This is a genomic window from Mycoplasma paraquilae, assembly GCF_048284415.1.
GTDB lineage: Bacteria > Bacillota_I > Bacilli_A > Mycoplasmatales > Metamycoplasmataceae > Mycoplasmopsis.
The window spans coordinates 1-25,019 of the sequence record NZ_JBLVZU010000001.1; the positions used below are offsets into that span (position 1 = coordinate 1).

20 protein-coding genes and 8 tRNA genes are annotated in these 25,019 nt (G+C 29.7%); 24 read left to right on the forward strand and 4 right to left on the reverse strand.

Annotation, left to right across the window (positions count from 1 at the left end; all coding sequences use genetic code 4):
* The first annotated feature begins 112 nt into the window (after positions 1-112).
* The 14 genes from ACNQ12_RS00005 (at position 113) to rpmA (ending at position 6,661) form a co-directional block, all read left to right on the forward strand.
* A tRNA-Pro gene (locus ACNQ12_RS00005) sits at positions 113-189 on the forward strand.
* 5 nt (positions 190-194) lie between these two features.
* Positions 195-271 (forward strand) — tRNA-Ala (locus ACNQ12_RS00010).
* A 5-nt stretch (positions 272-276) separates the two neighbouring features.
* Positions 277-353 (forward strand) — tRNA-Met (locus tag ACNQ12_RS00015).
* 31 nt (positions 354-384) lie between these two features.
* Positions 385-460 (forward strand) — tRNA-Ile (locus ACNQ12_RS00020).
* Between the two features lies 1 nt (position 461).
* Positions 462-554, forward strand: a tRNA-Ser gene (locus ACNQ12_RS00025).
* A gap of 21 nt (positions 555-575) precedes the next feature.
* Positions 576-650 (forward strand) — tRNA-Met (locus ACNQ12_RS00030).
* A gap of 1 nt (position 651) precedes the next feature.
* Positions 652-728, forward strand: a tRNA-Asp gene (locus ACNQ12_RS00035).
* A 4-nt stretch (positions 729-732) separates the two neighbouring features.
* Positions 733-808: transfer RNA gene (locus tag ACNQ12_RS00040), tRNA-Phe, on the forward strand.
* An 89-nt stretch (positions 809-897) separates the two neighbouring features.
* Complete coding sequence (gene ileS / locus ACNQ12_RS00045; RefSeq protein WP_418034795.1) at positions 898-3,561, forward strand: isoleucine--tRNA ligase; 2,664 nt, start codon at positions 898-900, stop codon at positions 3,559-3,561.
* A gap of 4 nt (positions 3,562-3,565) precedes the next feature.
* Positions 3,566-4,219: a signal peptidase II gene (locus ACNQ12_RS00050; RefSeq protein ID WP_418018955.1), complete on the forward strand. Its 654-nt coding sequence runs from the start codon at positions 3,566-3,568 to the stop codon at positions 4,217-4,219.
* Positions 4,220-4,266: 47 nt separating this feature from the next.
* Positions 4,267-5,667 carry a YitT family protein gene (locus tag ACNQ12_RS00055; protein WP_418036777.1) on the forward strand — a complete coding sequence of 467 codons (1,401 nt, stop codon included), beginning with the start codon at positions 4,267-4,269 and terminating at the stop codon, positions 5,665-5,667.
* A gap of 66 nt (positions 5,668-5,733) precedes the next feature.
* Complete coding sequence (locus ACNQ12_RS00060) at positions 5,734-5,976, forward strand: hypothetical protein (RefSeq protein WP_418018956.1); 243 nt, start codon at positions 5,734-5,736, stop codon at positions 5,974-5,976.
* A gap of 117 nt (positions 5,977-6,093) precedes the next feature.
* On the forward strand, positions 6,094-6,393 hold the full coding sequence (gene rplU / locus ACNQ12_RS00065) for a 50S ribosomal protein L21 (RefSeq protein WP_416754514.1): 300 nt from the start codon (positions 6,094-6,096) through the stop codon (positions 6,391-6,393).
* Positions 6,394-6,400: 7 nt separating this feature from the next.
* The gene (gene rpmA, locus ACNQ12_RS00070) at positions 6,401-6,661 is read left to right on the forward strand and encodes a 50S ribosomal protein L27 (RefSeq protein WP_416738506.1); all 261 of its coding nucleotides are present in this window, start codon (positions 6,401-6,403) and stop codon (positions 6,659-6,661) included.
* Between the two features lie 39 nt (positions 6,662-6,700).
* Here rpmA and ACNQ12_RS00075 read toward each other — a convergent pair whose 3' ends face one another.
* Positions 6,701-7,429 (reverse strand): DNA-processing protein DprA, encoded by a 729-nt coding sequence (locus ACNQ12_RS00075; RefSeq protein ID WP_418036779.1) that lies wholly within the window; start codon positions 7,427-7,429, stop codon positions 6,701-6,703.
* A gap of 175 nt (positions 7,430-7,604) precedes the next feature.
* Here ACNQ12_RS00075 and ACNQ12_RS00080 point away from each other — a divergent pair, with 175 nt between their 5' ends.
* The 4 genes from ACNQ12_RS00080 to ACNQ12_RS00095 all read left to right on the forward strand — a co-directional run bounded on the left by ACNQ12_RS00080 (position 7,605) and on the right by ACNQ12_RS00095 (position 13,281).
* Complete coding sequence (locus tag ACNQ12_RS00080; protein WP_416754512.1) at positions 7,605-8,642, forward strand: NAD(P)-dependent oxidoreductase; 1,038 nt, start codon at positions 7,605-7,607, stop codon at positions 8,640-8,642.
* On the forward strand, positions 8,620-9,762 hold the full coding sequence (locus ACNQ12_RS00085) for an aquaporin (protein WP_416754511.1): 1,143 nt from the start codon (positions 8,620-8,622) through the stop codon (positions 9,760-9,762). The genes ACNQ12_RS00080 and ACNQ12_RS00085 overlap by 23 nt, the downstream gene beginning before the upstream one ends.
* A 104-nt stretch (positions 9,763-9,866) precedes the next feature.
* A complete protein-coding gene (locus tag ACNQ12_RS00090; RefSeq protein ID WP_418036782.1) occupies positions 9,867-11,078 on the forward strand; it encodes an SLAC1 family transporter in 1,212 nt (403 codons plus the stop codon).
* A gap of 73 nt (positions 11,079-11,151) precedes the next feature.
* Positions 11,152-13,281 carry a Tex-like N-terminal domain-containing protein gene (locus tag ACNQ12_RS00095; RefSeq protein WP_418036784.1) on the forward strand — a complete coding sequence of 710 codons (2,130 nt, stop codon included), beginning with the start codon at positions 11,152-11,154 and terminating at the stop codon, positions 13,279-13,281.
* Positions 13,282-13,351: 70 nt separating this feature from the next.
* Here the strand turns inward: ACNQ12_RS00095 and ACNQ12_RS00100 are convergent, their stop codons facing one another.
* Positions 13,352-14,119: an MAG0110 family membrane protein gene (locus ACNQ12_RS00100; RefSeq protein ID WP_418036786.1), complete on the reverse strand. Its 768-nt coding sequence runs from the start codon at positions 14,117-14,119 to the stop codon at positions 13,352-13,354.
* A 100-nt stretch (positions 14,120-14,219) separates the two neighbouring features.
* On the opposite strand from ACNQ12_RS00100, the gene ACNQ12_RS00105 reads away from it, so the two are divergent.
* The 3 genes from ACNQ12_RS00105 (at position 14,220) to ACNQ12_RS00115 (ending at position 17,793) form a co-directional block, all read left to right on the forward strand.
* The gene (locus ACNQ12_RS00105; RefSeq protein ID WP_416754506.1) at positions 14,220-15,536 is read left to right on the forward strand and encodes a C1 family peptidase; all 1,317 of its coding nucleotides are present in this window, start codon (positions 14,220-14,222) and stop codon (positions 15,534-15,536) included.
* 140 nt (positions 15,537-15,676) lie between these two features.
* Positions 15,677-16,948 (forward strand): potassium channel family protein, encoded by a 1,272-nt coding sequence (locus ACNQ12_RS00110; protein ID WP_418036788.1) that lies wholly within the window; start codon positions 15,677-15,679, stop codon positions 16,946-16,948.
* Between the two features lie 17 nt (positions 16,949-16,965).
* A complete protein-coding gene (locus ACNQ12_RS00115) occupies positions 16,966-17,793 on the forward strand; it encodes a deoxyribonuclease IV (RefSeq protein ID WP_418036790.1) in 828 nt (275 codons plus the stop codon).
* 68 nt (positions 17,794-17,861) lie between these two features.
* Here the strand turns inward: ACNQ12_RS00115 and ACNQ12_RS00120 are convergent, their stop codons facing one another.
* Positions 17,862-21,317: a lipoprotein 17-related variable surface protein gene (locus ACNQ12_RS00120; protein WP_418036792.1), complete on the reverse strand. Its 3,456-nt coding sequence runs from the start codon at positions 21,315-21,317 to the stop codon at positions 17,862-17,864.
* 60 nt (positions 21,318-21,377) lie between these two features.
* Positions 21,378-22,280: a hypothetical protein gene (locus ACNQ12_RS00125; protein ID WP_418018964.1), complete on the reverse strand. Its 903-nt coding sequence runs from the start codon at positions 22,278-22,280 to the stop codon at positions 21,378-21,380.
* A gap of 457 nt (positions 22,281-22,737) precedes the next feature.
* On the opposite strand from ACNQ12_RS00125, the gene rpmG reads away from it, so the two are divergent.
* The 3 genes from rpmG (at position 22,738) to pip (ending at position 25,000) form a co-directional block, all read left to right on the forward strand.
* A complete protein-coding gene (gene rpmG / locus ACNQ12_RS00130; protein WP_078747366.1) occupies positions 22,738-22,890 on the forward strand; it encodes a 50S ribosomal protein L33 in 153 nt (50 codons plus the stop codon).
* 114 nt (positions 22,891-23,004) lie between these two features.
* Positions 23,005-24,066: a M24 family metallopeptidase gene (locus ACNQ12_RS00135; protein WP_418035052.1), complete on the forward strand. Its 1,062-nt coding sequence runs from the start codon at positions 23,005-23,007 to the stop codon at positions 24,064-24,066.
* Positions 24,050-25,000 (forward strand): prolyl aminopeptidase, encoded by a 951-nt coding sequence (pip, locus tag ACNQ12_RS00140; RefSeq protein ID WP_418018966.1) that lies wholly within the window; start codon positions 24,050-24,052, stop codon positions 24,998-25,000. Before ACNQ12_RS00135 ends, pip begins: the two co-directional genes overlap by 17 nt.
* The last annotated feature ends 19 nt before the right edge of the window (positions 25,001-25,019 follow it).

Consider the following 25,019-nt stretch of genomic DNA (forward strand, 5'->3'; position numbering starts at 1 on the left):
TAATGTATTCAGACATTTTAATGAATTATTTAATTACTATTCAGTTTCCAAAGAACATTAAAAATTTTTTTGGAACTAAAAAAAGTTATAGTATAATATAAACGCAGTTCTTGGAGAAGTAGCTCAGTTTGGTAGAGCACTACATTTGGGCTGTAGTGGTCGCAGGTTCAAATCCTGTCTTCTTCACCATTTATGGGGGGTTAGCTCATTTGGCTAGAGCGCCTGCCTTGCACGCAGGAGGTGGTGGGTTCGAATCCCATACTCTCCACCATTTATGGCACTGTAGCTCAGTTGGTTAGAGCATCCGGTTCATACCCGGAAGGTCATGAGTTCGAATCTCATCGGTGCTACCATTTTTATACTATTTAAAACTGACTAACAGTCGGACCTATAGCTCAATGGTTAGAGCAACCGGCTCATAACCGGTCGGTTACAGGTTCGAGTCCTGTTGGGTCCACCAAGGGTGATTACCCAAGTCTGGCTGAAGGGACTAGTCTTGAAAACTAGCAGGGGCTTCACGGCCCGCGGGGGTTCGAATCCCTCATCACCCGCCAACTTAAATAGTATAAAGTTATAGCAGAGTGGAGCAGTGGAAGCTCGTCGGGCTCATAACCCGAAGGTCGAAAGTTCAATTCTTTCCTCTGCAACCATGGTCCAGTGGTAAAGTGGTTTAATACGCCTCCCTGTCACGGAGGAGATCGCGGGTTCAATTCCCGTCTGGACCGCCATAATGGCCTTGTAGCTCAGTTGGTAGAGCAACAGATTGAAGCTCTGTGTGTCGCTGGTTCGATTCCTGCCGAGGCCACCACCAAAATTCCTCTATTTTGTTAGCAATAACTGTTAATGAAATAGAGGAATTTTTATTTTTAATAAATTTTCATAATGAAAGGATATAAAATGGATTACAAAAAAACGCTCAACATGCCAAATACAGCATTTGAAATGAGAGCTAACTTAACTACTAAAGAACCTCTTCTAAGAGAACAATTACTAAAGAATCAAGTTTATAAAAAAGTTTTAGAATTACATAAAAATGATCCACACTTTATTTTACACGATGGTCCTCCATATGCTAATGGAGATATTCATGTTGGTCATGCTTTAAATAAAATTCTAAAAGACTTTATTGTTAGATATAAAACATTAAGTGGATTTTATTCACCTTATGTGCCTGGTTGAGACACACATGGTTTACCTATTGAACATAAAATGTTGCAAGAAATGAATGTATCTAAAGATGAATTAGATCCTGTAACATTAAGAAAAAAAGCACATGCCTATGCATTAAGCCAAGTCGAAAGACAAAAAGCTCAATTTGTACAATTACAAATGTTCGCAGATTTTGAAAAGATTTATGTAACATTAGCTCCTGAATATGAAGCTAAACAACTTGAAGTATTTGCTAAAATGATGTTAGATGGTTTAGTCTATAAAGGATTAAAACCAATTTACTGATCTCCTTCATCTCAAAGTGCTTTAGCTGAGGCTGAAGTAGAATATCAAGATATTAAGAGTCCGTCTATTTATGTTAAAATGCATGTTGAAAACTCCGACTTCGATAAAATATTACCTGGTGATAGTTTTATTGTTTGAACTACTACACCTTGAACTTTAATCGCTAATGCTGGGGTAGCACTAGGAAGAGATATTGAATATGTAGTATTTAATCATGATAACAATAGATATGTAATGGCTAAAGACTTGTATCAAGATTTCATGGATAGAATTGGTTGAGAAAGTAAAATCATATCTTCATTTTACGGGCAAGAAATCGAGAATAAAAAGATTGAGTACACAACCCCTATACTACATAAATTGGCTCCTGCAGTAATTGGACATCATGTTACAAATGAATCAGGAACTGGTATTGTTCATATAGCTCCTATGTTTGGCGAAGATGACTTCATGATTGGATTAAAAAACAATCTAGATAACATAATGCACGTATCAGATAAAGGATATATCGAAAACACAAATACACAATTTGATGGCAAATTTTACGCTGATGCTAATAAAGAAATTTCTGAATTTTTAGGAAATGATTTAATTCATTTTCAATGAGTAAAACATTCATATCCTCATGATTGAAGAACACATCAACCAATTATTTTTAGAGGTACACCACAATGATTTGTTTCTATTGATAAGATTAGAAATCAAATATTAGAACAAATTGATACAGGTGTAAATACATATCCTGATTGAGCTAAACGTAGATTATTCCAAATGATTGAAAATAGACATGATTGAACTATATCGCGTCAAAGAACTTGAGGTTTACCATTAATTATTTTTTATGATGCAAACGGGGAAGCTATTGTTGATAAAGAACAATTTGACTATGTGATTAACCTAGTAAAACAACACGGTAGCGATATTTGATGAGAATGAGATACAGAAGCTTTACTATTACCTAAATACCAAGGTAAAAACTTCACACGTGAGATGGACATCATGGATGTTTGATTCGACTCAGGAGTTTCTTCTGTAGCTGTTAATATATCTGATAATGTATTATCACCATATGACCTTTATTTAGAAGGTATTGACCAATACAGAGGATGATTTAACTCTTCTATTATTACATCAGTAGCTTATAAAGGACTTGCACCTTACCGTAATTTAATTTCTCATGGTTTTGTGCTCGATGGAAAAGGTGAAAAAATGTCTAAATCAAAGGGCAATATAGTCGCACCTGTTGATGTCATTCAAAAACGAGGAGCCGACATTTTACGTCTTTGAGTAGCAAATAGTGAATATACAAATGATGTTTCAATTTCAAATGAAATATTAGATCAAAATACTGAAATTTATCGTAAGATACGTAACACAATTAAATTTATTTTAGGTAATTTAGATGGATATAAATATCAACCAAATACTGAAAGAACCGGTATTCATTTATTTATTAAAGAACAACTTAATAAATTAAAATCTGATGTTTTTGCAGCTTATGATGAATACAAATTTATAAATGTAATTAAATTAATTAACAATTATATTGTTGAACTATCCTCTTTTTATCTCTCAGTAACAAAAGATATTCTTTATATTAGAGAATTTAATGATACTGAAAGACTTATGGTTCTTGCTAACTTATATGAAATTTTAGATTTCTTACTTATGGCACTTGCGCCTATTTTACCAACTACAATCGAAGAAGCTTATATGCACTTTAACAAAATTGATAAATATGAATCAATTATGTTTGAAACTTATAACAAGGACTTTAATGTTAATGAAGCTTTATTAGAACAATTCAATGAATTCTTTGAATTACGCAGTAAAGTAAATGTCTTAATTGATGAAGCAACAAAAAATGGTTTAATTAAGCGTTCTAATGAAGTAGCTCTAATTTTACCACCACAATCTGATTTTATTAATTCATTAGACTTAAGAACTCTATTAATGGTTGGAAAAGTAGTTTACGGAAGTGAATTAAAACTTGAAACATTTAACTCTGTTAAATGTGCTAGATGTTGAAATCACTTCTCACCGGAAGAAATGCATGATGACTTATGTCCTCTTTGTTTTGAAATAATTTCCAAAATAGTAGAATAATACTATGAGTAATATTAAAACACATTGATTAAATTATAAAAAATATTTTAAAAGCAATTGAAAAAAGGTGATAGCTGGATATGTAATTATGCTTTGTGCTTTCTTTATCTTTTATGCTATTGATCAAGTGACAAAAACCCTTTTATTTTACCATGTAGATGTTAATGCAATGGAAGCTGCAGGAAAAAGCACCTGAACCCTTAATAATGGGATGCTTACTGATGTACATCCTGAAAAAATTTTTCCTAATTCTGAGCAGTGAACTAATTTTGGGGGTGTTTTTGGGATTAGAAGTATTTGGCATAAAGGAGTTACGTTTTTAACCACTAATAATATAACTTTTATTCAAGTAATAAGTTTTATAATTGCAATAGCAATTTTGCTTGCACCTTTATATCCTTCTAGACATTCTTTATTGTATTCTGCTTTCTTTGGTATTTTACTAGCCGGAGATTTAGGAAATGCAACCGATAGAGTTGCTTTCAGTGGATATGTAAAGGATGAGTTCTTTGTACCATGATTAGATAAAGGAACCTTTAATTTTGCTGATATAACAGTATTTATAGGTGTAATTCTTATCATGGGTACTATTGTTGTAACAACTATTATGGAAATTATTAAAGAAAAGAAAGAAAAAACAGAAAGCCCTAAATCATAGTTATAAAAACTATGATTTTTATTTTTAAAATGTTGTAAAATTAAGCAATGATAAAGCAAACAAATTCGAGTGAAAATAAACATAAATTTAAGTATCCAACTTCTAATGAAAAAGTTAGAAGAAAAATTTGAAAAGAAATGGTAAATAAGAAAGTGACTAATAACTACTATCCAGTCCAAAGTGATACTAACTCATTAATCAATACTGAAAAAGTTATTTGTGAAGAAGAATTCTTGAAATACAAAATGGGTAAGTACTTACTTAACAACGCTAAAAACACCAAAAGATTGAATTTTAAAGAATTTATACAAAGGTATTGATTCAAAATCTTTTTATTATTTTTGGCTGCCTTTGTCTTTAATTTTGGAATTCATATTTTTCTAGCTAAGTCTGATACCATTCCTTCTGGTATTACAGGTATTCCAACCATTCTACAATATTTATTTCCATTTTTACGTTCATATTTTGCTTTAATTTATTTTGCTTGCAACCTCCCACTGTTTTTAATTTTTTGACGAAAAGTTAAACGTAGCTTTATGATTTACACATTAATTTTTATGTTGTTTTTACAAATAACTAACTTTATTTTTACTCAACATGAAGTGCATGTTTTCTTATTTGAAAAAATTAACTTTGTTCACAATGATTTTAATGATTATAGATTAATTTATAATCCAGATTTTAAAGAATTTAGAGTAGTTGAAATTGGAGATAGCTATGATAAAAGTAAATGGCTAGAAGCTCCTTTAAACCAAGTTTTTGATTATTTAGAAAATAATGCTTCACTATCATCAGCCATTCCAATGGATGCAATTAAAACTTTAACATTAGAACAAACTAATCAACTTGTTTGATATGCTGATGGACAAACATGACCAATATTACTTTATGGCTGCATTGGGGCTGGTTTTATTGGAGTTGGAATTGCCTTGTCTTGAAAAGCTGGTGGATCAACGGGTGGAACTGATATTATTGCTTACTTCTTTTCAACGAAATACAAGAAGAGTGTAGGTGGAATATTAGCCACAGTAGCTTTCTTTACTGCTTGCGTTTTCTTATTGATTTATGGTTTTGTTAGACCAAATGTAAATGGCGAAATATTTGGAATGAGAGAACTTTCAACATTCGCTTACTTACTTGTAACTAATTTTGTAGTAAGCATACTATATCCTAAATATAAGAAAGTCAAAATGACAATTATTTCAACCGAACCTGAAAAGGTGATTGCTTACTTTAAATTAATTAATTATTGACATAGTTATAGACTTGTTAGATTCAAATCTGGATATACAGGTAAATATACTTATAAGATTGAAACAGTTACATTATTATTAGAAACAAAAAATATTATTGATGACTTAAAATTGGTTGATCCCAATGTTTGAATTTCAACAGTGTCTGTTCGTGGTGTTAATGGTTCATTTAATACTGATTTTGTTGAACAATAGCTTGCTATTGTTCTTTTTTTGTACATTTTAAGCATAAAATAATTTATATTGTGAAAGGAGGTATTTATGAAGTTGAATGAGCTTGAAAAAGTACAAACTAAGGAACTTAGTAATGTTACTCCCGGAATGGGAATAACTGGCATTCTTTCACTTGCAGCAGCTGGAATTGGTGTAATTTCCCAATTTGTGAGCTTATTTAAATCTTTTAAGTCTACTACCGGCTCATATAAAACAAAAGATGCAGAGTACAAATGAGATAATAATGAAAAAAATGCTCCAAAAATACTAGAAAATTACATACTATTTTAACTTTTTATTTTTTGCAAAGAGGGTATAATATGCATGTTACTTCAAGTAACCGTACTGAAAAGGTTTATTAAGTGCATTTGCCACCTTAAAGACGAGCCACTATTTTGGAGGTATTGCATGTTAGCAATTATCGAAACAGGTGGGAAACAACTTTTAGTTAAAGAAGGTCAAACAATCTTCATCGAAAAAATCGAAGGTGAAGAAAACACAGAAGTAAAATTTGACAAAGTTTTACTTGTTGATGACAAAATTGGTAGACCATACTTAGAAGGTGCAGTCGTAACAGGAACTATTGAAAAACAAGGTAAAGCGAAAAAAATCGTTGTTTATCGTCACAATGCGAAATCTACTCACAAGAGAAAACTTGGACACCGTCAACCATACACACGTGTTAAAATCACAGGAATTGCAGGTTAATTAGACTATGGCACACACGAAAGCCGGTGGATCTACACGTAATGGTCGTGATTCACATTCAAAACGTCTAGGTGCTAAGTTAGGTGATGGACAATTCGCAACAGCAGGATCAATTATTTATCGTCAAAGAGGGACAAAAATCTTCCCTGGACAAAATGTTGGTCGTGGTGGAGACGATACTTTATTTACAAAAATCGATGGTTATGTAAAATACGAAAGCAGAAGAAACAGAAAGTATGTTTCAGTATACCCTGAAAAACAAAATTAATATATTATAAAATGTGCCACTAAGAGCACATTTTTTCTTTTAGACACATTCAGTAATTTTGGTAATATAATTTGCGCCACTTTTAATCAATACATCATTACCATCATTTGCTTGACTGCTTGGAAAACAATTGATTTCTTTACCGATATCATTAAAATAGTTAATCAAGTTAAAAGCTTTAGAATCCGCTGTCAGGGAAAAAGCAATTAATTGTGTAGATATAATTGAAGCGATAATATTAGCTTCCTTAAAATAATGTCTTTTTGGATGTACGCGTAATGGATATTGTGTGATAAACAATTCATTATTTAAATTAGTCTCATAATAATTAATCTTATCAAGTCCCTCTTTTAAAATGTGAATTATTTTTCCATTATTTTCGCGGAATAAATTAACAATATGGTGCTCAGTTTCATAATCATTCGTAATTAATACACAATTGTCCACTAGAGTATTAATATTTTCTTTTAAGTAGGCTTGGGTTGTTGTATTATCGATTTCATTAATTAAATAAAAACGATGCTTATGATTTAATAGTTTATCATTCCCCTTAAAATATAAAACGTATGGTGGATAACGCAAAACATTAAAATCAGTTGGATAATTTGCATCAAGTATTGTGCAATATTGAACTCCAAGGTCAGCATATAATTGCTTTCATTCAAGCAGTTGTTTACGACTAATGTGCTTAAAATTTTTCACTTCTTTAAAGATAAGAAATGAGTCTCCTTTATACTTGTTTGAAGCATAAAATAATAAATCATTCATATTCACCTCCACTATATAAATTATTTTTTTACAAAATGAACAAAAAGTGGAAAAAGTGCATTTTTTAAAACTTTTATGCCTGGTAAATAGTCCTCTTAAATATTTTCTATTTTAATCTAAAATATTATAATATACACAAAATAAACTTATATTTAATATTATAGTAGGAGAAAATATGAAAATAGCTTTCTTTGATTCTAAAGACTATGATGTAAAGTCATTTGAAAGATACAACAATGGAAGACATGAAATTACTTTTTTTAAAGAAAACCTTAACCTTGATACAGTAAAACTTGCTCAAGGTTATGATGCTGTTTGTGGATTTGTTAATACTTACGGAGATAAAGTTATCTTAGAAGTATTATCTAAAATGGGAGTTAAATACTGATTCCAAAGATCAATGGGATATAATAAAATAGATGTTGCTAAAGCCAATGAATTAGGAATCGAAGTATTTAGAATTTTTAATTACTCAGCAGAAAGTATTGGTGAATTTGCTTTCGCAGGATTATCTGCATTAAACAGAAATTTATTAATTGCAAATTCAAGAGTTCAAAAATATAATTTCTCACTAAATGGATTAGACGGAAAATGTATTGGTAACTCAACAATTGGGGTTATTGGTTCAGGTAAAATTGGTCAAACATTTATTAGAATTGCTAGAGCTACTGGTGCTAAAGTTTTAGTATTCGATGCATTTGCTAGAGATAACTTCCCACAACTTGCTGAACAATTCGGCTTTGAATTTGTTTCATTAACAGAATTATTGCAACAAAGTGATTTCATTTCAATTCACTGTCCTTTACTACCTTCAACAAGATATTTAATTGATGAAGCAGCTATTAGTACAATGAAAGATGGTGTTATCGTAGTAAACACAGCTAGAGGCGAAATTGTTGACTTAAAAGCGATGATTAACGGTCTTAAATCAGGAAAAGTTCGTGGATTTGCTACTGATGTTCTTGAAAGAGAAGAAGGTAGATTTTACGAAGACGTTTCAGCACGTATAACTGAATTAAAAGCTATGGATCCAGAATGAAAAGAATTAATCGAAATGGACAATGTTTTAATTACTTCTCACCAAGCTTACTTAACAGATTTAGCATTGAGCCAAATTGCTTTGGCAACACTCGAAAATGCTGATAATGCAGAAAAAGGAGATTTCTCTAAGGCTCTAAGAGTACTAGAGAATGGAAAAATACAAAATGGATAGTAAAATCACCACACAAGATGATTGTTTAAATACCCAGACTAGTTTAACTAAAAAACAAAAAGTAATTGAATTTTTTAAGGAACTTTTTAGCTTTTTCAAATTGAAACCATCTAAAAGAACAGAAGCACAAAAGCCTTGTGATTTTAAAACATGAATAGTGCATGGTATATCAGAATTTATAGGTACAATTCTTATTTCTTTAGGACTTGCTGGCCTTTCAATTTATACAGCTTCAGGTGCAGTTGCAGAATCATACTTGTTACACCCAATTATTGTTGGATTTTATGCTGGATTTATTGTAGTTGGATTTTGTTTATTTGTCTTTCTACGTTGAAGCTGTGATTTAAACCCTTCAGTTTCATTATATAGATATTTAAATGGAACAAATGATGGATGATATACTACATACAAAATCTTTTGTCAAACTTTAGGCGCTTTTGTCGCTGGTTCATTAATTTACTGATGAGGTTCTTTATCAGCTAAAGATGGATTAATTTCTAATGCGCCAATTGGTGCAATTACTGCTGCTCAAAAATCATTTATTGATTATTCAAAATTAACAAGTGTAAATCAATTAATCGCAGCAGGATCAACTTGAATTTTCTTTATTGAGTTAGTTATGACCTCAATATTATTATTCCCTATTTTCTCTCCAAACATCAACAACAAGTATCGTGATTTATACATTATGTTTATAATTTCACTTTCTGTTTGAATGGGACTTTTAGGGGGTTCAGCTGCAATTAACCCAGCTCGTGGAATGGCACAACAAATTCCTGCTTTATTCTTTGAAGGAAGAGGCAGTGAAGCCTTATTTAATACACCTTCAGTCAATCCACTAATTGATGGTGATGGAATGTTTGACAAAGCTAAATGACCAAACATGGACTTAGGGTCTTCAGGTATTGAAATTACAGAAAAAGACTTACTAACAAAAACAGTTTGAAATTCAACTGTTAATGCTACAATCGCAATGGTTTTAGGTGATTTATTTGCACCTGTATTCTACTTATTTGTACAAGGATTAACAAAGACTGTAGTTAACCCATTAGTAGTTCACATTATTAAATTCAAGAACTTTAGAAGTCAATCAATGATTGAATCAAATCATAAGAAATAATTTTAGTCAGAGCATTGCTCTGATTTTTTTGCCTCATTTATAGTGATGAAAAAAATTTATCTTTAGAAGATATGAAATTTTATAAGGTGTATAATGCTTCTGTTATGAAGTGAAATACAAAAGATAAGATATCAGACATAAATGAGCGCATAAAAGAAAAAATTTCAGCAACTCCCCTAGGCGTTAACGGTGTAGCAGTCGGAACAATGGGGATTGCAAACACTGGAACTTTTCTTCTTGATTTGTTATACAAACAGTTAAATCTTAATTATTTTAATATTAGATATGTGCAATTAACATTACAAATTATTTGCATTAGTATTTGCATATTTTATATTTCATTAACTTGTTTAAGATATATCATGAATAAGAAACAAATTTGAGAAGAGCTCAAAATTCCACATGTTGCCGGAATGGTTGGGGTACTCTTCTTGAGTCTTTGCATCCTAGGTAACTCTTTTGGATGAATTTATGCCAACTTTATTACTGATGCAAAAACCAGATATATTCTGCTTATAGGGCCAAATATTTTGGTGTTCACTACAACTTTATGCCAAATTTGCTACATGATTTTATTCATTAAAATTGTTTTAATTAAAAAAGAAGTTATGCGTGGAGAAGCCTTTGCTTCTTGATTTGTTCCTTTAATTGGACTTGGACTTTCTACAGCATATGCAAATGATTTAGGTGACTTAATTCCACTATACTACTGACAAATTATATGATTTGTTGCATTTGGAATGTTTCTAGTTATGTATCCATTCGTATTTTATAAATTCTTATTCAAGCCACACAGTCGTGAATCTGATATTCCATCTATGGCAATTTTCGCTTCACCTGCTAATATGCTTGCTAGTGGTTTCTTGGTTTCATTCAGCCCACACCGTGGAGACTTAACCGTTATACCTCAAATTATTGGTAAATCTGATCACTTAACTATGACATTATTTAATAATGATGCATTTTTTCAAGTAGTTACAATTATTCTATTTTGTTATGGTGCAGTCAGTGTAGCACTTTATTACTCAATTTTAATTAAGTCATTAAAGTTATGAAAATATAATTTATCTTGAACTTCATTAACTTTCCCTGCATCTATTTCTGCTTCAGGAACAATCCACTTTGCTTTATTCTATTTTAACGAAGCTAGATTCGATGCTATTCGTATTACATTAATTACTATAGGGTTAGTGTTATTTACAACTTCCTTAATATTAACTATTTTTGTTAATGTTAAATATGGCAAAATTATGTATAACATTTGAATTAAAAATGAATTAAAACCTACCCCTAAAAAATTACAACCTGCGAAATAGTAAATTGATATAATTAAGTTATGATGTTAAAAGCCCATTATGGGCTTTTATTAGCACAATATGGAGGATATATATGGATATACAAGCAATTAAACTAGTTGCAGAAGAATTAAACATTAAAACAAATCAAGTACAAATAGTTTTAGATATGTTAGCTGAAGGTGCCACAGTTCCATTCATTTCTCGTTATAGAAAAGATAAAACTGGTGGTCTTGACGAAGAACAAATTTACCGGATTGAAGCGCTTTTTAAATATAAAAACGAATTACTCGAAAGACAACAAGCGATTATAAAGATTTTGCAAGAAAAAGATTTGTTAACTGAAGAGTTAAAAGCAAAGATTCTATCTACAACTGTTAAAAGTGATCTTGAGGCCCTTTATGAGCCATTTAAAGTCGGAAAAGTAACAAAGGCGTCTAAAGCAATTGCACTAGGGTTAGAACCTTTAGCTAAAAGAATTTTCGAAAATAAATCGCCTAATTTTGATCCTAAAATGGAAGCAAAAAAGTACTTATCTGACGAAGTAAAAACAGTTGAATTTGCCTTAGAACAAGCTAATTACATTATTGCTCAATGAATTTCACAAGACTTTGAAATTAGAGAAAAGATTAAATCTGATATTGTAAAATTTGGCGTATTAGTAACAAAACAAAATACTAAAGTCGTTGATGAAGGACTGAAATTCAAAAATTATTATGATTATTCAATTCCTATCAAATATGTAAAAAATCACAATGTATTAGCAATTAATCGTGGTGAAAAATTAGGCATCTTAAAACTAAGTTTCACTTATAATGAAAATGTCTTAAAAACAATCATCCTTAAAAAAATTGATAAAACACGTAATAATAAAAAGAATGTTATTGATGCTATAAAAGATAGCTTAAAACGTTTAATTTTACCTAGTGTGGAGAGAGAAATTTTTTCTGACTTATTTGCTAAAGCTGAAACATCAAGCATTCAAATTTTTGCTAATTCTGTTGAAAAATTGTTACTTGCACCAGCTATTTCTGGCCACAATATTTTAGCTATTGATCCAGCATTTGTTAATGGATGTAAATTAGCAGCTTTAAATGAAAATGGAGATGTTTTACAAATTAATAAGATATTTCCTAATAAACCTCAAGAGCGTATTGATGAAGCAAATAAAATTACTTTAGATATGATTAAAAAATATGATATTGATATAGTGGTTATTGGAAATGGAACAGCTTCTCGCGAAACAGAAAGTTTTATAGCAAATTTAATTAAGAAAAATGGACTTAATGTAAAGTATGCTATTGTATCTGAGGTTGGGGCTAGTGTATACTCTGCTTCAAAATTAGCAATTGAGGAATTTCCTAATTTACACGTTGAAGAGCGTAGTGCTATTAATATTGGACGTAAGTTTTTAGATCCTTTAAATGAATTAGTTAAAATTGATCCTAAATCAATAGGTGTCGGGCAATATCAACATGATGTAAACCAAAAAGAATTAGAACATTATCTTGATTTTAAAGTTCAAAAAGTGGTTAATGAAGTTGGTGTTGATTTAAATACAGCTACTAAGCATATTTTGACTTTTATAGCTGGGCTTAGCCCTAAGAATGCTGAAAACATTATAGAATATCGTAACAATAAAGTTGATAAGAGTTTCAATTCTAGATTTGAACTTAAAAATATAAAAGGAATTGGGGAAAAAACTTTTGAACAGTGCATAGGCTTTTTAAGAATTTTTAGTTCTGATAATTTTCTTGATAAGACAATTATCCACCCTGAATCATATGCATTAGCGCAAGCAATAATAAGAGATTATAATTTAATGCCTAATGATGATGGTATTGATGTTTCTAATTTAAAAGTTGAAAATTTAGTACAACAATATAATTCGGATAAGTATGCAATTGAGTTAATATTAAAAGCTTTATCCACACCAACTAAAAAGATTTTAGATGACAAGCAAGGATTTCTTTTGAAAGACAGTGTAACAAATGTTGAAGACTTGCGCATAGGCTCAATTGTGTCTGGAACAGTTGAAAATATAACTGATTTTGGCGTGTTTATGTATATTGGAATAAAGCAAAGCTTATTTATTCATGTGAGTAATTTAAAATTAGAAGCAGGAAATAGTATTTTTGATCAATATTATCCAGGCATGATTTTGAAAGCAGAAATTATCGAAATTGATTTACAACGCAATCGTGTTACTGGAAAAGAAATTTAATATTTAACTAGCTAAAATAGAATAAAAAAAGTTGGACTTTACCAACTAATTCTAGCTTAAGCTAGTTTTTTTAATTTCTACTGCTTCCTGTCATTAATGTAATAATGTATCATAACAATTGTGCATAAGAAATAAACAACATAATTCCAGCAATTATTGCTTGAGAACACATATCTTTTTTACTCATGTACTGAGCCATGTCTGCAGTTTTACGAACTTGTCATCATTGAATAATCATGTTAATTGAAATTAAAACTGTACCTATGACAATTGCATATCAATCAGCTTTATAAACAAATAATGAAACAATTAAAGTGATTAAAAACCCGACAAATAAGAAGGCTGAAAATATTCCTAATGCTCTAATGTTTATTAAATTAAATAGTCCTAAAATTGCAGCAACAATCATAATTCCAGCTGGAATTAACATAATTCCAATCATTTGAGGAATTAAACTCCATTGAATTTCGTTTATATTATATTTAGCTATAAAATACATCACAAAGGCTAATCCGATGACAAGCCCATAAAATAAAATGACAATTGGAAAAATTACTAATTTAAATATATTGTTTTTTATCCTTGGTATAAAAATAGTAATTATTAATGTTAATATAAATAAGACAGCAAATGTTGCAATTAGTGCTACTGGATTATTTGTGGCGAGTGAAAGGAATGTATCGCTTCCAAATCAAACACTAAATCCAGCTGCAACTGAAAGCATAGCGATTAGCCCTACTATAAAAGTAGCTAACATTACTGCGTAAAATTGTGATGTAGAAGCCACGCTTTCTACTTCATAGGCTTCTGAACGTTCATGTTTTCTAGTTAAATTCATATCTTTATTGTACCATATTTGTTTATAACAAAAAAAGCATAATATTACCTTGTTTTCATTAAAAAACTGTATCATATATAAAGACTTAAAGGAGACCAAAATGGAATTAAAATTAGAAACATTGAATAAATTTGCACAAAGATTTGATGCAAAAGAAAATAATAAATTAATTCAAAATGCAGTTATAAAAAATGGTATTAAAAATACATGTATCAACCACGAAGTTCTAATTAAACATGATTTTGTTTTTGATATAGAAACTACACTTGGTGATATAACATCTCAAAATTCTAGTGGTAGATGCTGAATTTTTGCCTCATTAAATATGGCAAGAGTTGCGGCTATGAAAAATCTTAATGTTAAAACATTTGAATTTTCACAAAACTACTTTGCTTTTTATGATAAATTAGAAAAAGCTAATACATTTCTTAATTTAGCGATTGAAAACATTGATAAAGATGCAAATGATAGATTAATTTATCATTTAATAGCACATTCAACTGCAACTGATGGTGGTTACTGAGAATGATTTGCCTCATTGCTTAGAAAATATGGAGCTGTGCCAAAAAATATAATGCCCGAAACATTCTTATCAGGTAATACAAATGAAATGAATGAACAAATTGACTTACATTTAAAACAAGCTTACAATACTTTAAAACAAATGCATAAGCAAGGTAAAAGTTTACAAGCTATGCACGAATACAGAGAAGATGTTTTATTTGAAGTATATGACATAGTAGCAAAATGTTTAGGACGCCCACCTAAAGTGTTTACTTATGAGTATAAGGATAAAGATGATAAATATCAAAAAGTCCAAAATGTTACACCTAAAGAATTTTTTGATAGATTTGTAGGGACTGATTTCGATAATAAAGTTGATCTAATTCATGATCCTCGTGATTTATATCCAACAGGTACAAAATATATCCTTAAATACCAAAATTCAATTTATCAAGATAGTGAAGTTGCAATGGTTAATGCTCCTCTAAATGTGATTAAAGAAGCAGTAATTGCCTCATTAAAAGACAATGTTCCTGTTTGATTTGGATGCGATATCGACCCATTTAAAGACAATAAATCAGGAGTTTTAGACCCGGAACTTTATTTATATGATGAACTATTTACTCCTGTTAATAACTTAAATAAAGCAGCTAGAGTTGATTTATTTAATTCTTCATTAAACCATGCAATGGCTTTTGTTGGTGTTAAAACTAATGAAGGTAAGCCAGTAGCTTGAAAAGTAGAAAACTCTTGAGGTGATAAATCTGGGAATAAAGGTGTTTACTCAATGTCGGATTCATGATTTGATGAATATAATTTTTCAGTAATTGTAGATCGTAAATATGTAGACGAAGCCTTATTAAAAGAAACAAATCCAAAAGTTTATCTTGAACTTTGAGAGCCACTTGCTTAATAATAATCTTATGCATCATTTATTGATGCATTTTTATTTCGCTTTTATTACTTGCCACAAGGCATAAAAGCTTCACATCTTTCACAAATAAAGTATTATCTAGCATTTTATAAAAGTTAAAACTTTTATAAAATATATATATGGAAGCAATTAAACTTACTTTAGAAAACAAAAGCACAATTTTAAAAATTATTTCTTTAATGACTTGGTCAAATTCAAAAATCCCTAGTTCATTAATAAAAGAAAAGAAAAAGATTAAATTAATCACTTATTTATATGCAGGAATAATTTCTTTTGCTTGTTTTGTGTCTTTTCTTTCACTTATTCAAGTGCCAACAGAAAAGGTATCTAGTTGAGGCCACTTTTTGGCAGCTATGCAAATTATTACTTTTTTTGTTTTTATTATTGATTATGGGTTACATATGATCACATATCGGATTCATTACCCAGAATTAAAACTTCCGATGTGAAAAGCCTGTCTCAAATACATATTTTCATTTACAGGGATTATTATTCTTTTTTGTATTTTAGCATCTTTTAATGCCGTGGAATACATGTTACCAACTAATCAACAAGGCAATTATAAAGATAGTGGTGCGGCCAAATTTTTCAGTGATATTAAGTCACTTACTATTTTTAAAATGATTCGTTTCTTTTTTGTATTAACATTATTTGCGCCATTTCATATTATTGCGGAAGTGTTCAATCAACAAAGAAGAGTACTTACATATGTTTTTATTTTAATCATAATTATGATTGTTCTTTTTGCTTTAATTATATGAAATAATGAGGCCAACTACTTGCGCATACAACAAATACAATATATATCAGAGCAAAGAGAATTGAAAGGATCGGAATTATATAACTGATATCAACAAAATAAAGGTATAGAGCAGTTAGTCAATAAAACTGGAGATGATTTAAATTTAGCTATTTATAAATATTTTACTGAACTAAAAAATATTAATGATTTAACAATAGCTAATATACAAGCAAATATTGCAGCTTTAGGGAACGGATACGCAATTAACTTCTGAAACGCTATTTACTTCACTACAATTACATTAACTACAATTGGATATGGTGATTTCGTTCCACATGCTCCTGTAACTAAAGGTATCGTTACATTTATTTCTTTAGTTTCAATTGCTATTATTGCTATTCCATCAGGTCTTATTGCTGGTTCATTTTTAAATGAAATGCAAAAACATTTTAAAAATAATGATGAAAATGTACATATTAAAGCTAAAGAAAAACTAAGCGAGATTAAGGAAGAAGTCAAGGAAGCTTTAGCAGAAGCAAATGCAAAAGAAATTATCGTTAGTCCAATTAAAAAAGTGAAAAATAAAAGCAATGTATTACCCGAACCTGAAGTAGATGACAAAAATAAAAATGATGATAAAATAGACTAAACTAAGGAGGATAAATTATGAAACTTATAGGATCTCATGTGCCTTTTAAAGCACCTAGCTACCTAGCAGAATCTTGCCAATTTTCTATTGATAATGATGCTAATACAATGATGATTTATTTAGGCGCTCCGCAAAATGTGCGTAGAGTAGAGCCTGAAAAATACAATCTTGTACAATATGAAGCACAATTTGAAAAGTTAATTAAGAAGGAACATATAGTTGTACATGCTCCTTACATTGTTAATCCTTCAAATCCAGATAAAAGCGCCTTTGCTGTAGATTTTCTTGTACAAGAAATTGAAAGAATGAATTATGCTGGATTTAAATATTTAGTTTTACATCCTGGAGCAAGTGTTGGACATTCAGTTGAAGAAGCTTTAGATACTTTAGTAGATTCATTAAAAGAAATCTTGGCTCGCACCAAAGATGTTGTAATATGCCTCGAAACTATGTCTGGTAAAGGTAGCGAAGTGGGGATTAATTTTGAACAATTAACTCACGTGCTAAAATGAGTTGATAATGAAAGAATACAAGTTTGCCTAGATACCTGCCATGTATGGGATGCTGGATATGATATTCAAGATTATGAAGCCTTTAAGCAAGAACTAAAAGATTGAGATATTTTAAAACACATTAAAGTTATTCACCTAAATGATTCAAAAAATGAAGTTGCTTCACATAAAGACAGACATGCAAATATTGGAAAAGGGGCGATCGGATTAGAAACATTACAAAAATTTGTCTTTGATCCTGATTTTGACAATATTCCAATTATTTTAGAAACCCCAGTCCCAGAAACTGGACCAATTTATAAAGAAGAAATTGCAATGTTATTACAAAAATAGGCTAGCACCAGCTAGCTTTTTAATACAAAAAACACCATAGCACAGAGCTAATGGTGTTTTTTAAATAATTATATTGATATGTTATTTTTGAATGCTTCTAATACAGTATCTAATAGCTCTGAGCTAAAGCCTTTTTTAATTCCATTTCTATAAACTTGTAAAGAATCAACTAAAGGTTTTTGAGCTTGTAAAACAAAATCACTAATTATTTTAGTTTTTTCATTGTCCAAATGATATTTTTGAGACAATACTTTAATCTTTTCTTTTAGGTCTTTAATATCTCTTTCACTGTCAAAAATTCTGTCTCAACCATTTGTTGTTAAATAGGTTCTGCCTGGTTTATATTTAGGGAATGCAGCATCGAATTTTGCTTTACGTTCTGCAGAAGGGCTTGTACCATCTATAACATATTTTCAGTCAACGACATCAAGTTGAAATTTATACATGTTTGTAAATGATTCTTCTAAAGCATTTTTGATGTCATTTTGCAGTTTTTGATTTTCATCTTTTTCTAATACTTGAGGCATATTATTTTCTACATAGTTATTTACTGGATTTAAAAACACCATTTTATTGTCCAAAAATTCTTTTCATATTTTTTCTAAAATTGGCCCTAAAGCATAACCTCTTAATGTTTCAAATGTGTACCCATATGAACTAGTGCTCATTTTTGGCCACCCTAAAGAATACATTTTAGTTACTTCAGGCAGAACATTTCGAACACGATTAGAAAGGAACTCAAATAAATCTATTAAATTTTGACTAGTCTGATCTGTATTATTTATATAACTTGTCATAATTTGTAAATTTCATTTATTAAATAATTCTTGAATCCCGTTGAATAAAATGTATTTACTTTCTTTATTAAATTTATCATAGTATTTTGATGGAATATATTCTTTAGATTTAATATTTAATAAATTTTGCGGGTCTTTTAAATCACTATCTAGAATTAATTTTCCTTCTAAATATTTAGGTGTAAATAAAGTATCATCTAACTTAACTTTTAAAGTTTCTGTTTTTGAATTATCAGAAATGACCTCTTTTATTAAACCGTATGTAGTTGATTTTAATTTGTATGTTAAACTTATGGTTTTATTAGCTTTGTCTACTGAGAAGTCAGAATAAATAATATTTACGTGATCATTGTAATATGAAAGGTTTGAAAAAGAATTTTTATTTAATAAACCTATATATGTATTGTTTAATATTTCCTGCATTTTATGATTTTTGAGTAAAGAGAAATCTTGAAGCAAACTATTTACTCTTTGTTTCTCTTGAATTCATTTATTTAGTTTATCTTGATAGTCTTTTACGCTTAAAAATCCATTAACTGTTAAATTTTTTCTTGCACTAAATTTTCCTAGGTGCGCAACTGCAATAACGTTAATGAGTTTATTTTCATCATCAGCTGAAACGATTTCAACTGTATCATTTTTTCTGGCATCATTTGAGCATAAAATTAATCCGCAATTAGGTACATCTGTTTGAAGCATATCATTATTCAATGTTTGTAATGCAACACTTGGCTTTGTTGTGCCGAGGTAATACAAATATTCACTTCTTAGCTTAACTTTTTTGACTTTTTGTATATAGCTGTTTAAGTACTTTTGTGCTATTAAATCCAAAATATTTACTTCAACTATTTTATCTTCAAATAAAATAGTTGGGTCTATTGAACTTGTGATGCTTAATGCGAATTTTAGATTTAGGTAAGGCTCAGAAGAAGTGAAATCTTCAAAAACATCAACTTTTTTAATTTCTATTTTTACATTTTCTATATTTTTGTTTATAAGCGATTTTACTTTATCATCAATTTTAGTAATTTCATTTTTATACTTGCTGCCTGCGTAGTAAGCATAAAAAGATTCTTTATCCATAACAGATGCATCTAAATTTATATCTTGAACTGTTAATTCAAAATTATTATAAATATCAGACATTCTGGCACGTTCAGCAGTATTAAATCCTTGGATTGTTAATTCTTTAGTCTCTGTATGAAGATTTGATAAGTTTGATTTATTAGAAACTAATTGGTATTTTACTAATAACTCTCCATTATTATCGTTTGCTTCAAATGAAATATTGATTTTTGATTCCTGATTTAATTTTGAAACATCAAAACTATCTTTTGTGATTTGAGATGGTAAGGTTTCTGCCTTATTAACAGAATCTAATAAAACTAAGTTAAACCCGCTAATTTCTTGGTCTAGACGAGCTTGTTCAGTGTCGATTTCTAATTGTCTTTGTGTGTAGAAATCATTGATTGTTGCAACTTGTTCTTCATTCGTTTCGACAGCATTATTTGTTTCAGGGTTTAAACGTGAAACTGTATAAATAATTGAAACAATACCATTAGAATCATCTTTATTAAGAGATTTAATGTGAATATTCAAGTTTTCCGGAACATTTAATGCTTTAAAATCAGCATCATTTGTACTTGATGGTAATGTATGATCTCTATTTTCATTTTCTTTGTATTGGAATGCTATAGGGTTAGCCACAATAAAGTCATGCAATTCTTTTCTAAATTCATTATCAGCTTTATTAATTATTTGCCCATTAGTTAAGAAGCCTGAAATAGTAATGGTTTTTTCTTTTGATTTAAGTTCAGGGTAAATAGTCGAAACTAATTGGAATTTAACTGTGTATGTCCCTTTTTCATCATCAAATGAGCTATCAACAAAATTTGCTGTAGCATCCACTAGTTGTGGGAAAACTAATTCGCTATTGGTAATTTGACTTGCTTTTGTTTCATCTTTATTAATTGAGCTTTTTAATGTTAAAAGTGCAATTGAATTAATTTGGCTATTAAGGTTAGCTTGAATTTGTTCTTTATTATGTTCAAGTGTTGTTTTAAATCCTTTGATTACATGTAGAATTACTTTTGTGCTATATTGTGATGTGATATTTTCAAGTTTATAGTAAACACATAAGTAACCAGATTTATCTACTGGCACTAACTCAATATGTGCTTTATAAAATTCCTTATTATAGTTAGTTAATGAAATAAAGTCTCTTTGACTAGCTTCACTTGGTAACATGGTTTTATAATCAAAAGCTTTAATTTCTAATTTAGCTTGCTCTATTGCTTCATCAGTTAAATTATTATCATTTTTAAAACCAGAAAGAGTAACTGTTTTAACATCTGAATACTCTCATTTTTTTGTTTCAGGATCAAGGGCTCTAATGTAATAAGAAACTTGGAGCGTTCCAGCACTTTGATCTGGCACAAGATTACCAGTAAACTGGAATACAAAATCTTTATTCTTATTTGTGTTAATGCCTTGTAAATTGTCAAAAACAATTTCTGATGGTAATTTTGTTAAAAATGAATTATCTTTTAGATTTATAGTATAACTATTTGCTTCAGTATTAAGTTGGACTTTAAGATTTTGTTGTATTTGTTGATTTGTATCACTCTTATCATTGCTTTTTGCTGGATTATTACATGAAGCAGCTAGTGCTGTTAAAGACCAAACAGGCAATAAAGAGAGTAAAATTTTTCTTGTTTTCTTTTTCATAACAAAAAAGTTAATGCACTTTATAGACATTAACTTTTCCTTTCTTATAATTTTCGATAATTATTTAGCACTTGGTGTAGATGTTGTTGATGTAGTTAATGTATTAATTAATTCTGCAAGGTCTTTTGCTGTTGAAACTAATAAAGCAACATTTGATTTTACTGAAGCTTCTAATGCTTCATATTTTGATTTTAAGACAGCTTTAACTGCATTGTAATCAGCTTCTTGTGTTAATAATTCATGTGCTTTAGCCGCAGCTTTTGTCTTAACTGCAGGCATTAGTGATTCAAATTGCTTAAGAACAGCCATACTTGCGTTTCCTTCAACTTTTACAGCTTTAACCTGGTTAGCAACAGCTTTAATTTCTTGACTAAAGAAAGTTGTCATACCATTGATAAATGAATCTAATGTTGCAATGTTTTTTGTACTTTCGTTTGTTTTTAATGATTCAAAAATTGATTTTCCAACATTTGCAATTGTATCAGAGTTACTGATTAAGATATCAGCAAGATCGTTTTTGATTGCTGTCATTTTTTCAGCATTTAAAGCGTTTTTAACTCTTTCAAGTCCAGTTCCTGTAGCTCCTTGAGCTAATGAAGTTTGTAATACTTCAACAAGAGCTGAGTTTAATTTTAAAGCTACTGAGTTGTATAAGTCAGTAACTGTCTTGTTTTGAGCTTCTGGTAAAACACCAGCAACAGCATTTAGCACTGCTAAGCTTTGCGTTGCTAATGCTTCAGCTTCTTTATTTACATATGCATCTAAAGCAGCTTTTTGAGCATCAGTTGTTAAACTGTCTTTTATTGATTTGTATGATGCGATAATTGGTGCTTTAACTGAATTTGATGCATCTTCTTGTTTAACAGGTTTGGCAGCTTCTGGTTGACATTGGCTAGCAACCATTGGAACTACAGTCACACCTGCTACTCCTAATGAAAAAATTATTGATTTAAAGTTTTTCATAATATTTTTAGTATCCTTTTTAGTTTTTATTTGTATTTATCTTATATGTAGATATTACTTATGTGTATTAATACATAAATATTGTATTCAAAAAAAAAAAAAAAAAAAAACAGTTGAGGACCAGAAAAAACTTATCAAAAATATTTAATTATATATTTTACATGAATATGACTGTTTTTTAGGAATAAAAATTTTTTTCTTGTGCATTTTTTAGAATTATTTTTTCTACTATGCACTAATTTTTTTCTTTTTTAATAATTTAAATGTGCTATTTAACAAAGTTTTTTAAAAATTTTGTATTGCAAATGATAAACTTTTTTATAATATATGGTTAGAGCAAGTCGAAAAATAGAAAAAATATTCTATTCATCAAATTATCGAATAAAAATTTAGTTTTTTTGCTATAATTGTTAAGAATTTTATTGATATCAATTAAAAAAAAGAAAAGGAGCAAAATATGGCAAGAGAAGGTTATACATTAGTGTGCACAGAATGTAAAATGGAAAACTATATTTCTAAGAAAAATAAGAAAAACCATCCAGAAAAAGTTGAACTTTCAAAATACTGTTCAAAATGTAATGCTCACACAAACCACAAAGAAAAGAAATAGTATTTCTTTTTATAATTTCCCAATTCAGCAAATGCTGAATTTTTTTTATTATTATGCTAATTTAACTACTTAGTAATATAATTAAAACACTATATAAATATAAGGAGAACTTTTATGGATAAACGAAAATTAAATGAAATGTTTGAAGAAACTGGAGTTGAAGTCTTAATTTCAGAAGCTCCACAAACTAGATTATGATATGCTGGTGTCCAAACAACAGATGGTTTCATAGCGATCGAAAAAGAAAAAGCTACATTATTTGTTGATGGAAGATATATTGAATACTGCAAAAATAATGCGAAAAATGTAGATGTAGTTTTAATTAAAGGGAATTCATTAGCTGAATGATTTGCTAAAAGAGGCTACAAAAAAATAGCTTTAGAAAAAAATTATTTAACAAAAGAAGTACAAGATCGTATTGTTAAAATGGTAAACCCAGAAGAAATTAAATGAATTGATGCGCAAGCATTAAGGGTAATTAAATCAAAAGATGAATTAAAAATTATGCAAGCTGTTATTGATATTTCACTTTCAGCTTTAGAAGAATTCAAACAATGAGTTAAACCAGGTGTAACTGAAAAAGAAGCTGGTGCTTACTTAAACTTTTTACTCAAAAAACATGGTGGAGATAAAGAAGGGTTTGATGAAATCATTGCAACAGCTTCTTCATCAGCTGAACCTCACCACCACACAACTGACAAAAAACTTGAAGAAGGTTGTTTATTAAAAGTTGATTTTGGTGCAAGATACAAGGGATATACAGCAGACATTACAAGAACATGAATTTTAGGTGGTGAAGATAAAGTTAAAGATCCTAAAGCGCTAGAAATTTTAAACATTGTTAAAGAAGCAGCAGCAGCTGGGAGAGCCAGTGTTAAGCCAGGAATGAAAGCTAGTGATGTGGACAAAGTTTGCCGTGATTACATTAAAGCCAAAGGATATGGCGACTATTTTGTTCACTCTACTGGTCATGGACTTGGAATTGACGTTCATGAATGACCATCAATTTCACCTATGTCACAATGAGTATTAGAGCCAGGTATGATTTTAACAGTTGAACCAGGAATTTATATCGAAGGGCTTGGAGGAGCTAGAATCGAAGATGATGTTCTAGTTACTGAAAAAGGTCACTACGTATTTTCAAGACAAGAAGAAAATAATGAAACTATTTTCTAATATCGAACCTTATGAAACAGGCTACTTACAAGTAGATGACATTCATAAAATTTACTATGAAATAAGTGGGAATCCTAATGGGCAAGCTGTTTTCTTCTTCCATGGTGGTCCAGGAGGAAGTACTTCAGCTAAATGTAGAAGATTCTTTGATCCTAACTTTTATAAAATTATATTATTTGATCAACGTGGTGCTGGTAAGTCGCTTCCATATTGTGAATTAAAAAATAACACTACTCAAGAATTAGTAGAAGATGTTGAAAAATTACGTCTACACCTTAATTTAGGCAAAGTGATTATTTTAGGTGGCTCATGAGGAAGCACGCTTGCTATGTGCTATTCAATTAAATATGCTAAAAACGTTAAAGCATTAATTTTACGTGGCGTATTTCTAGCTCGTCAGGAAGACATTGATTTCTTATATGAAAAAGGTGCTGATGTTTTTTACCCTGATTACTTTGCCAAGTATCAAGCTTTTGTAGCAAATGAAAAAGGTAATAGTATTTTGGAAAAATACTATAATTTGCTTATTGGAAATAGCGAAGAAAAAAGAAGACAAGCAGCTGATCTATTTGCTAACTGAGAATCAGAAGTTGTTTCAATTAATAAAGCCAAATTAAAACCAAATTACAAACATGACTATCAAATAGCTTTATTAGAATCTCATTACTTTATGCATAATTCATTTTTCCCAAATGATAATTATATTTTAGATAACATTGATAAATTTAAAGATATCAGAACAATAATAGTGCATGGTCGGCAAGATATTGACACACGTCCAATTGGTGCATGACTAGTTTCACAACATCTTACTAAAGTAGATTTACATTTAGTTGATGGTGCCGGACATACTCAATGAGATGCCAGAAATCAATCATTATTAGTTCAAGCAACAGAAACCATTAAACAAGAAATTAAACAAGGAAAATTATAAAATTAAAACTATCTAGTAT